Here is a 14726-nt window from a genome sequence, read left to right on the forward strand (position 1 = left end):
TTTCCCCTCTTTTATACGATGAAATATATTGCTTTTAATGGTCCATGTACTCCGACAACAAGATTCATCTCAATGTCAGCCGAGTTACTTGGTCCTGTAATAAAGTTAATACAAGATGCCGCTGTCTCGCCATCTTCTACACGTGAGTTCATATCCTGAACTGCTTGTGTAATACGAGGCACAAGTGTTTCACGTGGAATAATAGCTAAATATACAGTCGGTAAAAAATGTAAAGAACGTCCTTGTCCTTTATGACTTTGTACAACAATTGTACCAGATTCAGCTAATGTATAATCACTAAATGCAATACCAATATTCGCTTTTTCAGCTAAACGCATATTTCCGTCTTTTCTCTCTGGATCCCATACGTTTACTTCAACGTCTCGCTTTGGAAGTTCTTCTTTAAATAAAGATGTTAAACCATATGCATCAAAACGCTCATCCGCTGATAATAAAATAGGTCCTCCGCCGTTTTCCATGATTACTTGTTGAAGGTCTTCACGTAAACGTTCATTTGTCGTTTCTACTACAGTTGTATGAATGTTTGTACATTGATTTTTAAACACTTCTAGTAATTCTTCTTGTGAATAATCTTTTAACGTTTCTATATTCACATTACTTTTCCATACTGGACGCTCTACACCTTCTGTTTTACGCGCGCGCCCAAGTTCTTTTGCAATGTTATCTAGAAAGGCATCACGGTTTTGAATTAATCCTGTCATTATTTATCCCCGCCTTTCTTATGATCTTTATACCAATCACGGAATCGTTCTTTACTTGGAGCTGGGAATTCACGAATATCCGTCCAGTTTTTAAGTGGCCCAACACCTTTTGATACACGATTACCAGATGTAAATGGACTCATTGCCGCTGGTGCCATTTTTGAACCCATTTTATATAAAGCAGCTGAAGAAGCACCCATACTAAACATTTTCATCGCTAGTTTTTCTGCAAGTGGTGCACGACCTTCTTGCTCAACGATGACTTGACGATGTTTTAATAATAAATCATGCAATGGAATTTTTACTGGACAAGCTTCTGTACATGCTCCGCATAAACTAGATGCATAAGGAAGCTCTTTATAATCATCATATCCACCTAGAAGCGGTGTTAATACCGCGCCGATTGGTCCTGAATAAATCGATCCATATGAATGTCCACCAACGTGACGATATACAGGACATACGTTAACACAAGCAGCGCAACGAATACATTGTAATACTGAACGGAATTCAGATCCAAGAATTTGAGAGCGACCATTATCAACAACAACTAAATGGAATTCTTCAGGTCCATCAACTTCCTCTTCTTGAATTGGTCCTGCTACTGTTACATAACTTGTTAATTTTTGACCTACTGCACTACGACATAGTAAACCAACTAAAACATCTAATTCTTCCATTGTCGGAACCATACGTTCCATACCCATTACTGCAATTTGTGTTTTCGGAATTGACATAACAAGATCTGCATTACCTTCATTCGTTACTAAACAAAGGGAGCCCGTATTTGCAACAGCAAAGTTACAACCAGTTACACCAATTTCTGCATCCATAAATTTCTCACGAAGTTGTTTACGAACAAACTTTGTCATTTCATACGGGTCATCAGAATTTTCATAGCCTAGCTTTTCTTTAAATACATCGCGAATTTGCGTTCTATTTTTATGAAGTGCAGGTGCAATAATATGTGAAGGTGGATCGTTATCTACTTGCAAGATATACTCTCCTAAATCACTCTCTAACACTTCACAGCCAATCTCTTCAAGCGCATGGTTCATACTGATTTCTTCTGTTACCATCGACTTTGATTTTACTACTTTTTTCGCTTGTTTCTTTTTGGCGACGTCTTGAATATACTTTGCTGCTTCCTCTTTCGTCTTCGCAAAGTACACGTGTCCGCCTCTTTTTGATACATTTTCACTTAACTGCATTAAGTAATAATCAAGATTTTCTAACGTATGTTGACGGATTTGTTCACCTAGTTCACGCCACTCTTCCCAGTTTCCTAATTCATCTGCGGCTTTTAAGCGATTCGTATATAAGCGCGTTTGTGCCGAAGATACTGCTCCGCGCATAAACGAATCTTGAATTCCATCACCAACGCGATCATTAAATTTTTTCTCACTGATTTTCATAGACATAGCTTATGTTCCCCCTTCATGAGCGACTATTCAGTACCTCAGCAATATGCATTACTTTTACTTCTTTTCCTAAACGCTCAATACGTCCGCCAATGTTTAACAAACACCCACAATCTGCACCGATTAAATAATCTGCACCTGTTTCCATTACACTATCTACTTTTTCATCTACCATTTGCTCAGAGATTGGAGTCATCTTAACTGAAAACGTTCCCCCAAACCCACAACAATTTTGCACGTTTGGCAAATCTCTCACAGTTAATCCTTTTACATTTGATAATAAAATCCCTGGTGCTTCTTTTACTCCGAGCATACGTGTCATATGACATGATTTATGAATAGTAGCTATCCCTGATAAACTTGCACCAACATCTGTAACTTTTAAAACATCTACAATAAACTGTGTAAATTCATAAGTTTTATCAGCAACTTTTTGTGCACGTTTAGCCCACTTTGGATCATCTTTGAAAACATGCGGATACTCATGAAACATTGTCGCACACGAGCCAGATGGTGTAACAATATATTCTGCATCTTCAAAAGTTTCAATCATATGTTTCATCGCTTCTTTTGCTGCTTCTACATGGCCGCTATTATAAGCAGGCTGACCACAACAAACTTGTGCTTCTGGAAATTCAATTTCACAACCTAAACGCTCCAACACTTCAACTGTTGCTTTACCGACATTTGTTTCAAACATATCGACTAAACAAGTAACAAATAAAGTAACTTTCATAACTATTACTCCCCCTTTTTACAACTTCGCCAACAAACATATGGTCATCAGATGACTGAGTAGAGAAGAAATAGGCTCAACCATGGCCTATCCTCTCCCTCTCCTAAAGAAAACGCTTACTTAATCTTTCTCTATTTTATCAGAAAATTAAATTTTTAAAAGATTAAATTACGAATTTATATCGTTTTTACCTGTGACAATATGTTCTACATTTGTTAAATGATCTAGCATTGCTTGCTGCGCTAATTCTACATCTTGTTTTAACACCGCATCATATATAACTTGATGCTCTTCTATAAGTCGTTCTGATGTCGTTTGTTCACCATATAAAATAATGCGTCTTGATTCACCAATTGTTTCAGCAATCATCTCTGAAACATGATTCATGAGTTCAAGCAAAATGTTATTATGCGAAGACTCTGCAATTCCCATATGAAATTGAAAATCAGCTTTTTCGCCAGCCTTTTCATCTCCAATGCTCTTTGCCATTTCATCTAACCAATGTTTCATATTTTGTAAATTATCTTCCGTACGTTTTGCCGCCGCTACTCGAACTGCCCCCACTTCAAGCACCTTTCGTACTTCTAATAAATTCAAAATATCTTCTTTCTTCATTAATAATCTATTGTTTAATGATTTTGTTAATGAAGAAGAATCGAAGTTCTTCACATATGTACCTTCTCCTTGTTTCATCTCAATTAAGCCCATCGCTCTTAGCGCACTTAGCGCTTCACGAACAGCAGATCTGCCAACTTGAAACTGCTCAGCTAATTGATGCACAGGGAGTAGTTTGTCACCAGGTTTTAACGTACCATTTTTAATCATTGTTAAAATAGCTTCAGATACTTCTTCGTAAATTTTTTTCGGTTTAATAGATTTGTACTCCAGTTAAATCACCTCAGTATCTTCCAAACAACAATTGAAACGATTTATAAGAACTTTGCATCATAACTATTTTAGACCGAATTGATAAGAAGTACAAATGTTTTGTTCATAAAATAGTCAAATTTCCGATATTTATTACATATTAATTTATATTTTTACGTATAAAGTGAAACTTTAATCAGTAGGTTTTTTTTCATCCCCCACCTAACTTCTTTGCTTCCGCTGAATTTTGAGGTGGGGGGCTTACTGCCCGGCAAATAGCGAGATAAATATTCCCTTCAATATAAAGAACATGTCCTAAAAATTAGAACATGCCCACCTCATCCTGTACATTCAGTTTAATAATAACCGTTGTTCCCTTATCTTTTTCACTTTTAATTTTCCACTGTCCACCATGTATATGAACAATTTGTCTCACAATAGCAAGGCCTAAACCTGTTCCACCATGTTGACGACTTCTCGCTTTATCAACTCGGTAAAAGCGCTCGCCAAGATTTTCTAAATGCTCTATATCAATGCCAATTCCTGTATCTTTTATTTTTAATTCACAGTAATCATCGATTTGCTCTAAAGTTATAACGATATTTCCTTTTTGATTTGTATATCGTATCGCATTATCTAACACATTATGAAGCACTTGTTGCATACGATCCTCATCAATCATGACAATGACCTCTGGATTTAAATTGGTTGAAATATGAATTTCCTTTTCTATAAACTTAATCTCATACGTATCTAATACGTCTTCAATCAGCTGTGAAAAAACGATAGGTTGCTTCTTTAACGGAAAGTGCTCACCTTCTAATTGTGCTAAGTCTAACAAGTCATGAACGAGACGCTGCATACGACCTGCTTCTTTATGAATTAGCTGGGTTACTTTTTCCTGCTGAGCTCCCTTTGCAACACCATCTAAAATAGCCTCGCTATACCCTTTTATATAACTAAGTGGTGTTCTAAGTTCATGCGAAACATTTGCTAAAAATTCCTTACGCTTTACATCTTCTGTTTCTAATGAATTTGCCATTTTATTAAATGCTTTTCCTAATCGTCCAATTTCATCCTCTGAAGAAACTGTAATCCGCTCCGAAAAATCTCCCGTAGCCAAATGATTTGCAACCCGCTCCATTTGCGAAAGTGGCTTCGTAATTGCAATTATAATTTTTCTTCCAACCCATATCGTAATTAAAATCATAGCAATTGCTAGTGGTGCTAAAATAAGACCCATATCATATATTAAGTCTTTTATACTTTTTAAAGGAATATAAGAATATACAATTCCGACTAATTTTTTATTTTCCAATACAGGGATGACAACCCCCATAATATTACGTTCAAAATGTTCTTCATATCCTATCTTTGTCACAGTTTTCCCATCTAATAGCGTTTGCCTATCTCCTTCACTTATAAGAGAATGATGATGCACATCAAAAGGTAAACATGCACTTAAATCACGCGGATTAGACACGAAAAGAACGTCTGAACTAGATATTTGATCAAATGATCTTACTTTCCCTTCAAAAATTGATATTCCTTCGCGCTTATCATACTGAGCAGCAAGATTTTTCCCTTCCATTACTAATGAACCTTTTAAATTATCAACGTATAGTTTTTCATATGAGTATAAAGATACGAAATAAAGAAAGGACACTGTTACACATACTGCACACACTACTGTAAGCCAAAGTTTTTGTACCATCGTAAACATACGTTACACCTCGAATTTATAGCCTACACCCCAAACAGTTTGAATGTAGTTTCCACTTTCTCCAAGCTTCAAGCGCATCGTTTTCACGTGCGTATCTACTGTTCTTGTACTTCCCGCATAATCATATCCCCATACCTTTTCAAGTAATTGTTCCCGGCTAAATACTTGTCCTGTATGCTGACAAAGAAAATATAGTAAATCAAACTCTTTTACTGTAAGAGAAATCGGCTCACCATCCGCCTCTATTCGTCTACTTTTTTCATTGATAAGAATTGGTCCAAATTGAATCTCTTCTTGCTGTTCTTGCTTTGTATATCTTCTTAACACAGCTTCCATACGGGCAACCAATTCACCAGGACTAAACGGTTTTACAATATAATCATCCGCTCCCATACGTAAGCCGTTCACCCTATTCCACTCTTCACCTTTTGCGGTTAAAAATATAATCGGCACATCTGACGTTTTTCTAATTTCTTTACAAACTGAAAGTCCATCCATTTCTGGCATCATAATATCTAATACAACGAAATCATAATGATCTGTTTCTAGTTTTTTAAGAGCCTCTTTTCCATTTTCAGCTTCTCCCCACTCATATCCGAAGTTGTCCAAATACATTCCAACAAGCTGCCTCATATCACTTTCATCATCTACAACTAGCACTCTATATTTATTCATTATCCTTTCCTTCCCTCTCTATGAGTTGAAACGGTCCTTTTCCGACTTTAATTGTTTGTTTTATTTTCAAATTCTTCATATCCATAACGCACACTTCATCACTATCATAACTTGCTACATATCCTTCTGCTCCGCTCTCCAAAAATGCAAATGGATTCGATCCTACTTCTACAGAAGCTATTTCTTTATATGTGCTAATATCAAACTTTCTAAGTGTGTTCGAACCATGACTTAGTGCATATACGTACTTACTATCCTTCGTTATATTCACAGGCATAAATGGAGCGTGTAAAGAGCGCACCATTTCTCCCCCCTGTAAAGAATACACTAACACTTTCTCATTTACTTGATTTCCATCACCATGTCCGCCAATCCATATTTCTTTCCCATCAGGACTAATCGTTGCTCCGGTTGATGCTGGCGGAATCATAAAGGATTGAACAACTTCTTTTTTCTTCGTATCAATTGTCGTTAGTTTCGTATCATAAAAGTTTAGTACAGATAACCGATTATGATACTCTACCATCGTTATAGGACCTTTTCCTGTTGAAACATTTCCTGTCTCTTTCCCATTTATCGTAAAGAACCTTACCTTTTGAACATTTTGATCGGCAGCAAATAATTGCTTTTTATCTTCTGATACGACCACATTTACAATGCCCTTTCCAGTTTTATATTTTTCCACTTGCCTTCCTTCCGCCAATGAATATACATACATATATTCTAATTGCTTACCGTATACAAGGATTTCCTCACCGTTTGGAAGCAGTGTGATTCCGGCCATTGGCTCATTTAGTTCCCATGTCGTGATTAACTTTTTATTTTTTTTATCAATAAAACTAATGCTGCCTTCTTTTATATTCGTTGTTATAATAACATTTTTATCTTTAGCAATTGGTGTATATGAACTTCCTTGACACCCTACTAATAGAAATAAAAAACAGAGAAGAAAAACATACTTTCTCAAAAGATTCCCTCCATCTTCGGATGATTTCGTTATAATTGTAAAATAACAAATAAATGTGTGGAAAGTGTGAAATTTTCCTTTCTTACTCAATTTACATATATAATGTACAACAAATAGAATTTGAGGTGTGTCAATTATGCTATTTCCTGATTTAGCGAATAAAATTGTACGAGAAGTACGCAGACTAATTACAGAGAATATTATTATTATTAATATACAAGGCGTTATTATTGCAAGTACAGATACAGAAAGAATTGGTCAATTTCATGAAGGTGCACTCCGCTGCGCTAACCAAAAGAAAACTGTCATCATTACAACAGAAGATGAAAGGCAGTTGCAAGGTGTAAAGGCTGGAATGAATCTTCCTTTATTATTTCATGACGAAGTAATTGGTGTTATTGGAATTACAGGAGAACCTGAAAATATTTCACGCTATGGAGAAATATTGCGTAAGATGACCGAGTTATTAATTCATGAAAACTACTTTTTAGAGCAACTAGAACTTGAGCACCGTTCTTATGAAGCTTTCGTCTTTGATTGGCTTCAAAATACAGAATGGTCTCCAAGTTTTCTCGATCGCGCCAAAACACTTGGCATTGATTTATATAAGAAGAAACAACTTATTTTGTTTTCTATTGGAAAAAATGACACGATGCTCCAGCGTAAAATATGGCAACATATACGCAATATATTAACAAAAGAGCATCTATTTGTTCGGTGGGGAAATGATCGTTTTATTTTATTTACAGCGATGAGCTCCAACGAGCAAACATACCAATTTTTAAAACGATTAAAACAAGAATGCGAAGCTTTATTTTCTATTCCTTTATATATCGGGATTGGACAAACAGTTACCCCAAACAATATGAACATATCTTACGAACAAGCATTACGTGCTCTTTCTGTATCATTGGAAACGAAACAAATTGTATTTAATGAAGATTTACGTTTAGAAATGTGTTTACAAGATATTTCTGCCGAAACGCGTGAACAATTTCTAGAGCGTACCATCGAAAACTTACTATCATCTCCTGAGCTTATGCACACCTTACGCTTATTTATCGATTATAACCAATCTTATAAACAGACAGCTAAACAATTACATATACACATTAACACATTACATTACAGGCTAAAAAAGATTGAAGAGCATACAGGACTTGATCCAAAACAATTCAAAGACTTAAACGTTTTATACTTCGCACTCCTCCTATTAGATAATCATACAAAAAAGAACGATAAAACAGATTAATCTTTAGATGATTACACATAGAAAGAATCCCTTTACTTTTTTATCATTATAATGAAAGCACTGTTACCACGTTGTTTATTATAACTAAACACGTTAACAGTTTGAGGGGGATTTCCAATGTTAGAAAAGCAAATTATTCATTCATTCGTATCTATTGTTGGCGAAGATAATGTAGATACATCCAATATGGGGCGTTTAACTTATAGTTATGATGCCACTCCAAACTTCCAAGCAATGCCTGATGCAGTCATTGCCCCACGTAATACAAATGAAGTAGCTGAAGTGTTAAAGGTATGTAACACTCACAAAATTCCTGTGTATGTTCGTGGGTCTGGAACAAATCTTTGCGCAGGAACATGTCCACTTGAAGGCGGTATCGTCCTTATTTTCCGCCATATGAACAATATTTTAGAAATTGATGAAGAAAACTTAACAATTACTGTACAAGCTGGTGTCATTACACTTGATATTATTAAAGCAGTAGAAGAAAAAGGTTTATTTTATCCGCCAGATCCAAGTTCGATGAAGATTTCTACAATCGGCGGCAATATTAATGAAAATTCAGGTGGGTTACGCGGCTTGAAATATGGCGTAACACGTGATTATGTAATGGGGCTTGAACTTGTCTTACCAAATGGTGATATTATTCGTACTGGCGGCAAATTAGCAAAAGATGTAGCTGGTTACGATTTAACTCGTTTATTTATCGGCTCTGAAGGAACACTTGGCGTGGTAACAGAAGCGATATTAAAACTTGTTCCTATGCCCGAAACAAAGAAAACAATGCTTGCACTCTATGAAGATATTAATGAAGCTGCACGTGCTGTTTCTTCTATTATTGCAAATAAAATTATTCCAGCAACTCTGGAATTTTTAGACCAACCGACAATTGAAGTAGTAGAAGAGTTTGCACAAATCGGTTTACCTACAGATGTAAAAGCAATTTTATTAATCGAACAAGACGGCCCGCCCGAAGTAGTCAATCGAGATATTGAAAACATGGCTAACGTTTGCCGCTCTATGAATGCAGTTGATGTTCGCATTGCAAAAGATGAAACGGAAGCAGATGCACTTCGTACCGCTCGCCGTAGTGCACTATCAGCGCTCGCACGATTAAAACCTACTACAATATTAGAAGATGCAACTGTACCACGTTCACAAATCGCTCCGATGGTTGAAGCTATTAATGCCATTGCAAAAAAATATAATATTCCTATTTGTACGTTTGGACACGCTGGTGACGGTAACTTACATCCAACTTGTATGACAGACGCTCGTAATGCAGAAGAAATGCACCGAGCTGAACAAGCTTTTGCTGAAATATTTACGAAAGCAATTGAACTTGGTGGCACAATTACTGGTGAACATGGTGTTGGTGCGATGAAAGCTCCATATTTAGAAATGAAATTAGGTAAAGAAGGTATTGCAGCTATGCAAGGAATAAAGCAAGCTTTCGATCCAAATAACATTATGAATCCTGGAAAAATGTTCGCGAAAGACACTCGAAAAAGAGTGGTGGTTGAGCGATGACCACATTAAATAAAGAAAATATTCAAAAAGAATTTAAAGAACGATTAAGTGAAGATGAATTACTAAACTGTATGCGATGCGGTTTTTGTTTACCTACTTGTCCTACCTACATTCAATCCGGATATAAAGAGTCACATTCACCGCGCGGACGTATCGCATTAATGAAAGCTATCGTTGATGGTTTAATCGAACCAGATGAAGATGTTGAAAATACATTAAACGTTTGTCTTGGTTGCCGTGCTTGTGAGCCTGTTTGTCCATCTGGTGTAAATTATGGACATTTATTAGAAGAAGCTCGTGATATTATTAATCAAAATAAAAAATTCTCAATGCCAGTGAAAGCTGTTCGAAAAGTCGTTTTTGAAGGATTGTTCCCCCATCAAAATCGAATGAGAACATTAACAGGACTAATTGGATTTTATCAACGTTCTGGTTTACAAACACTAACACATAAAACAGGTATTATGAAGTTATTCCCTGAAACACTTGCAACGATGGATCTCATTTTGCCAAAAGTGCCAAAAATGAAAGCAATGAAAGATCGTCCTTCATTTTTACCTGCAGAAAGTACAAAGAAAAAACAAGTTGCATTCTTCACAGGCTGCTTAATGGATACTATGTTTTTAGAAACAAATAACGCAACGATGAAACTTCTTCAATTAGCTGGTTGTGATATCGTTATTCCGAAAACACAAAGTTGCTGCGGTGCATTGCATGGACATGCTGGTGAAAAGAGTGGAGCAAAAGAATTAGCAAAGCGAAATATAAAGGCATTCGAAGATTTAAACATCGACTATATTATTACGAATGCAGGTGGTTGCGGAGCTTACCTCGTAGACTATGATTATCTTTTAAAGGATGATCCAGAGTGGGCTGAACGTGCTAAGCAGTTTGTTTCTAAGATTAAAGATATTACTGCTATACTAGTAGAACTAGACTTCCATAAGCGAACTGATTTACGACTCACGCAGCAAATTATTACGTATCAAGACTCTTGTCATTTACGCAATGTTATGCGCACAGCTTCTGAACCTCGTATGTTACTAGAGGCTATCCAAGGTGCAACATATCGTGAAATGAAAGATGCGGACCGCTGCTGTGGCTCTGCTGGTATTTACAATATTGTTCATTCAGAGTTATCAATGGAATTTCTAGATTACAAAATGGACCGTGTGCATGAAACAGACGCAGCAACCATTGTTACTGCAAATCCAGGTTGTTTATTACAAATGAAATTAGGAATTGAGCGAGAAGGGCTTTCTCATAAAATGAGAGGAATTCACATTGTAGATTTATTATTAGAAGCAATTGAAACTAACTCGTAACATACGTAATAATAGGAAAACGGCTATCTCCTTCGTCTATGTAAAGAGATAGCCGCTTTTTTGTCTGCTACAACATTAAAAATATGTTACTTTATTATAAAAAAGAACAACAGAAACATTACAGTTTTGTAAAAATCAATCCATTATATTCCTCAAAAAATCGCTCAAACCATTGATACAATAGGATTCTTTATTTTCTCTTTAGGTAAATTTATCCAAAAACCCCTCTTAAAATCAAGTATAAAAACACTATAAATTCCTTTTATACTCTATATTTCTCTTATTTTTGCTCACTTCTTCTCTTAGGATAAATTAGGTAATTTTAAAGTCTATGAATTTTTTTCCATCTTTTTTCTCGCAAATTGTATGCTACGATGAATTTGTCAGTCAGACAGGCTGTCAAAAACAAATCGTGTGAAAACAAATTAAAACTTTATATAGGGGGACACACATCATGAAAAAGCGTGTTTTATTATCTGTAGCTGCTGCAACAGCTCTTACTTTAGGAGTATCTTCTCTAGATGCACAAGCTGCAACAGTACAACCATCTAACATTAAGGTTCAAAATATTCAGCATTCAAAAGTAATGATGAAACAAATGAACCAACAAGAATTACAAGCATTCTTACAATCTATGGGCGTTGAGTCATTAGCGCAATGGCAACAAGGAAACTTCCAACCAAATTGCATTATTCCTGGTCAACAACCTACTGAAAATGTTGTAACTGAGCAACCAACAGCTAAGCCAGAAACTCAAAAGCCTGCTGAGCAAAAGCCTGCTGAAGAAGTTCAAAAACCAGAAGCTCAAAAGCCTGCTGAAAACAACAATACTCAAAAACCTGCTGAACAAAAACCTGCTGAGCAAAAGCCTGCTGAAGAAGCAAAATCTTTAAGCGAGTTCGAACAACGTGTTGTTGAATTAACAAACGCTGAGCGTACAAAGCAAGGCTTACCAGCACTAAAAATCGATACTGAATTAAGCAAAGTAGCACGTATTAAGTCTGAAGACATGCAAAAAAACAACTACTTTGATCATAACAGCCCTACATACGGGTCTCCGTTTGACATGATGAAGAAATTTGGTATTTCTTATACATCTGCAGGTGAAAACATCGCTCAAGGCCAACGTACACCTGAAGAAGTAGTACAAGCTTGGATGAACAGCGCTGGACACCGTGCAAACATCTTAAATAACGGCTTCACTCACATCGGTGTTGGTTATGTAGAAAGCGGCAACTACTGGACACAACAATTTATTACAAAGTAAATAGATTAAAAGAGTCTTCTCATAATGAGAAGACTCTTTTTCAAGTTTCATAGCTTTCTATTATGTATGAATAGAAAATATAGAACATAAACAACATAGATCCACAGCTTATTACACTAAGCAATATATAAAATCCCCACTCTAAGTTCAAAAACAATGAAAACAATATGCCACATGCCATCACTTGAAAAATCCGTCTACTTACTAAACGAATTTTTTGTAATTTAATTGGATCTTTTTCTTTGCCTTTTATTTTCTTAAATTCTTTACTCAGCATAAAAAGAAACATACTAATCCCAATCGTTAATCCTGTTTGAAAGAATATAAAATCTCCAAAATTAATCAAGAGAATAAGCATATGAATAAACAACATAAATAATGTAATTTTCTTTATAAATCCGCCTATAATACAATGCTCTCTTTCATTAAACTTAAATATATTATGTGAAATAATATACAAAAATCCATATGAAAAAATAATAAAACAAGGAATAAATGCTACAACAACTTGTTTACTCATAAACTCGTTTGGCTCACCATTTACGTTCCAATGTACTGCCATACGATTTGGTAAATAGGGGTAAAGACATAGAGTAACTAAAAGACAAGCGAAAAATATCCCAAGTACATACTTATATTTGATCAAGTAATTCTCACCTCTCTTTTCTCTTAACGGCTTCGCTTCTTTTAGAGAAATCCCTGCAAAAATCTACTTTTTTCAAATTAAAACTTATACTTTACGCATTTTCTTTTTGAAATTCTTTTATTTTATTATTTAATTTTGTAGGAAACGGCACATCAACTTCAATCGCTTCTTTCGTAATTGGATGCAAGAAATTTATCTTCATCGCATGTAATGCTTGACTGGACATATATTTTGTTTGCCCACCATATAATACATCCCCAACTAGTGGATTACCATTATGACTCATATGAACACGAATTTGATGCGTTCTACCCGTTTCTAATTGTAACGTTACGAAAGTCGTGTTTTGCTTCTTAAAATACTTTTCTACTTTATAATATGTGATAGCTTGGTCACCTTTTGGAGAAATACGACGCCTTGTAGCATGATGGCGATCCCTTCCGATAGCAGCATCAATCGTTCCTTGTTTCTTCTTTACTTTCCCTTCAACGAGCGCTGCGTACGTTCTTTTAATTTTTCGTTCCATTAATAAACGATCCATAATTGCACCAGCAATTCTATGCTTAGCAAACACGACACCACCTGTCGTATCTTTATCTAAACGATGAATATGACGAACCTTCGTCTCTAAACCTTGCATTTGAAAATGAAAAGCAACAAGATTTGCAAGCGTCCTGTTTCCACCTTTTTCAGCAGGATGTGTGTCCATTTGCTCTGGTTTATTTACGATGAGTACGTGATCATCTTCGTATACTACATGTAATTCACCATATTCTGGATCTACACCGTACTCTTCCTCCGCAAACATATGAACTTGTAACTTATCGTTCTCTTTTAAAAGCTCATTCCATCTTCTTTGTTCCCCGTTAACCGTAACACCTTTTTCCATACGAAGCTGATGTAATAGCTTTTTCGGTATTTCCCATTCTACTTTTAATACCGATTCAATACTTATACCATTCCATTTAGCTGGAATGGTAATTTCACACCATTCGCCCTTTTTCTTTGTTTCCATACTGTTTATCACCTTATTTCTATTGATTCTCTCATTGTAACGGAAAACACACTTTGATGCACCGTCAAAAATAGAGGACAGTCTTATAATAGACTGCCCCTCAAGCTCTAAGCCTTTTCATTTCTAACAATACTTCTTCAGCTTTTTGTTCATACGATAAATCTTTAAAGAAATCTGCCAACCTTTTATAATCATTGTAAGCATCTAATAAATCGTCCATCCTTTCTATTTTCATCACTTGTTGTTTTTGTTTCATTTTTACTGGATAACGATAACCTGATACTTCTTGTATTTTGTAATACTCATCCTCTACTTGAACGACCTTTACAAGTTCTTCCTCCTCTGCATCCATCGTATACCCGTCAAATTCTCTAAGTAGTTCATAAATGATATGAGTCCATTCATCTTTTGGATAAAATCCCTTTTCTAACCGATAACCGACAATGCGATACATATGCCCATCGTTTTCTGCAAACTGTACTGTATCATTTAACTTAAACTTAAAATAACGAAACATTGCCTTCACCTACTTGTATGTAATGTTCTTATCACATACTATTTGCAAAATGTAGGTCTTGCT

The 14726-nt window shown here is 35.6% G+C and carries 14 protein-coding genes; 4 read left to right on the forward strand and 10 right to left on the reverse strand.

Annotated features, from left to right (window positions below; all coding sequences use genetic code 11):
• Positions 1-11 precede the first annotated feature (11 nt).
• The 7 genes from N2V92_RS28285 to N2V92_RS28315 form a co-directional block, all read right to left on the reverse strand.
• The gene (locus tag N2V92_RS28285) at positions 12-722 is read right to left on the reverse strand and encodes a LutC/YkgG family protein (RefSeq protein WP_000147194.1); all 711 of its coding nucleotides are present in this window, start codon (positions 720-722) and stop codon (positions 12-14) included.
• On the reverse strand, positions 722-2143 hold the full coding sequence (locus N2V92_RS28290) for a LutB/LldF family L-lactate oxidation iron-sulfur protein (protein ID WP_000061930.1): 1422 nt from the start codon (positions 2141-2143) through the stop codon (positions 722-724). Before N2V92_RS28290 ends, N2V92_RS28285 begins: the two co-directional genes overlap by 1 nt.
• A gap of 16 nt (positions 2144-2159) precedes the next feature.
• Positions 2160-2879: a (Fe-S)-binding protein gene (locus tag N2V92_RS28295; protein ID WP_000869152.1), complete on the reverse strand. Its 720-nt coding sequence runs from the start codon at positions 2877-2879 to the stop codon at positions 2160-2162.
• 168 nt (positions 2880-3047) lie between these two features.
• Positions 3048-3737 carry a FadR/GntR family transcriptional regulator gene (locus N2V92_RS28300; RefSeq protein WP_254904515.1) on the reverse strand — a complete coding sequence of 230 codons (690 nt, stop codon included), beginning with the start codon at positions 3735-3737 and terminating at the stop codon, positions 3048-3050.
• 331 nt (positions 3738-4068) lie between these two features.
• Positions 4069-5469, reverse strand: coding sequence for a sensor histidine kinase (locus N2V92_RS28305; protein ID WP_016077953.1), 1401 nt, complete (start codon positions 5467-5469; stop codon positions 4069-4071).
• Positions 5470-5472: 3 nt separating this feature from the next.
• Positions 5473-6144 (reverse strand): response regulator transcription factor, encoded by a 672-nt coding sequence (locus N2V92_RS28310; RefSeq protein WP_001046396.1) that lies wholly within the window; start codon positions 6142-6144, stop codon positions 5473-5475.
• Entirely contained in the window at positions 6137-7111 is a 975-nt protein-coding gene (locus N2V92_RS28315; protein WP_001234158.1) for a YncE family protein, read from the reverse strand. The genes N2V92_RS28310 and N2V92_RS28315 overlap by 8 nt, the downstream gene beginning before the upstream one ends.
• Positions 7112-7238: 127 nt before the next feature.
• Between N2V92_RS28315 and N2V92_RS28320 the strand changes: the two genes are divergently transcribed.
• From N2V92_RS28320 to N2V92_RS28335, 4 genes are all read left to right on the forward strand, one after another.
• Positions 7239-8363 (forward strand): CdaR family transcriptional regulator, encoded by a 1125-nt coding sequence (locus N2V92_RS28320; protein ID WP_074789367.1) that lies wholly within the window; start codon positions 7239-7241, stop codon positions 8361-8363.
• Between the two features lie 117 nt (positions 8364-8480).
• On the forward strand, positions 8481-9893 hold the full coding sequence (glcD, locus tag N2V92_RS28325) for a glycolate oxidase subunit GlcD (protein WP_000890758.1): 1413 nt from the start codon (positions 8481-8483) through the stop codon (positions 9891-9893).
• On the forward strand, positions 9890-11218 hold the full coding sequence (locus N2V92_RS28330; protein WP_000209615.1) for a (Fe-S)-binding protein: 1329 nt from the start codon (positions 9890-9892) through the stop codon (positions 11216-11218). Before glcD ends, N2V92_RS28330 begins: the two co-directional genes overlap by 4 nt.
• A 454-nt stretch (positions 11219-11672) precedes the next feature.
• Entirely contained in the window at positions 11673-12485 is an 813-nt protein-coding gene (locus tag N2V92_RS28335) for a CAP domain-containing protein (protein ID WP_000747571.1), read from the forward strand.
• Between the two features lie 40 nt (positions 12486-12525).
• On the opposite strand, the gene N2V92_RS28340 is transcribed toward N2V92_RS28335, so the two are convergent.
• From N2V92_RS28340 to N2V92_RS28350, 3 genes are all read right to left on the reverse strand, one after another.
• Positions 12526-13131 (reverse strand): DUF1648 domain-containing protein, encoded by a 606-nt coding sequence (locus N2V92_RS28340; protein ID WP_000599007.1) that lies wholly within the window; start codon positions 13129-13131, stop codon positions 12526-12528.
• 91 nt (positions 13132-13222) lie between these two features.
• Positions 13223-14146, reverse strand: coding sequence for an RluA family pseudouridine synthase (locus tag N2V92_RS28345; protein ID WP_000448328.1), 924 nt, complete (start codon positions 14144-14146; stop codon positions 13223-13225).
• Between the two features lie 100 nt (positions 14147-14246).
• A complete protein-coding gene (locus N2V92_RS28350; RefSeq protein ID WP_000490302.1) occupies positions 14247-14663 on the reverse strand; it encodes a hypothetical protein in 417 nt (138 codons plus the stop codon).
• Between the last annotated feature and the right edge of the window lie 63 nt (positions 14664-14726).

Source organism: Bacillus sp. CH_48 (genome assembly GCF_038008465.1).
Lineage (GTDB): Bacteria > Bacillota > Bacilli > Bacillales > Bacillaceae_G > Bacillus_A > Bacillus_A thuringiensis_S.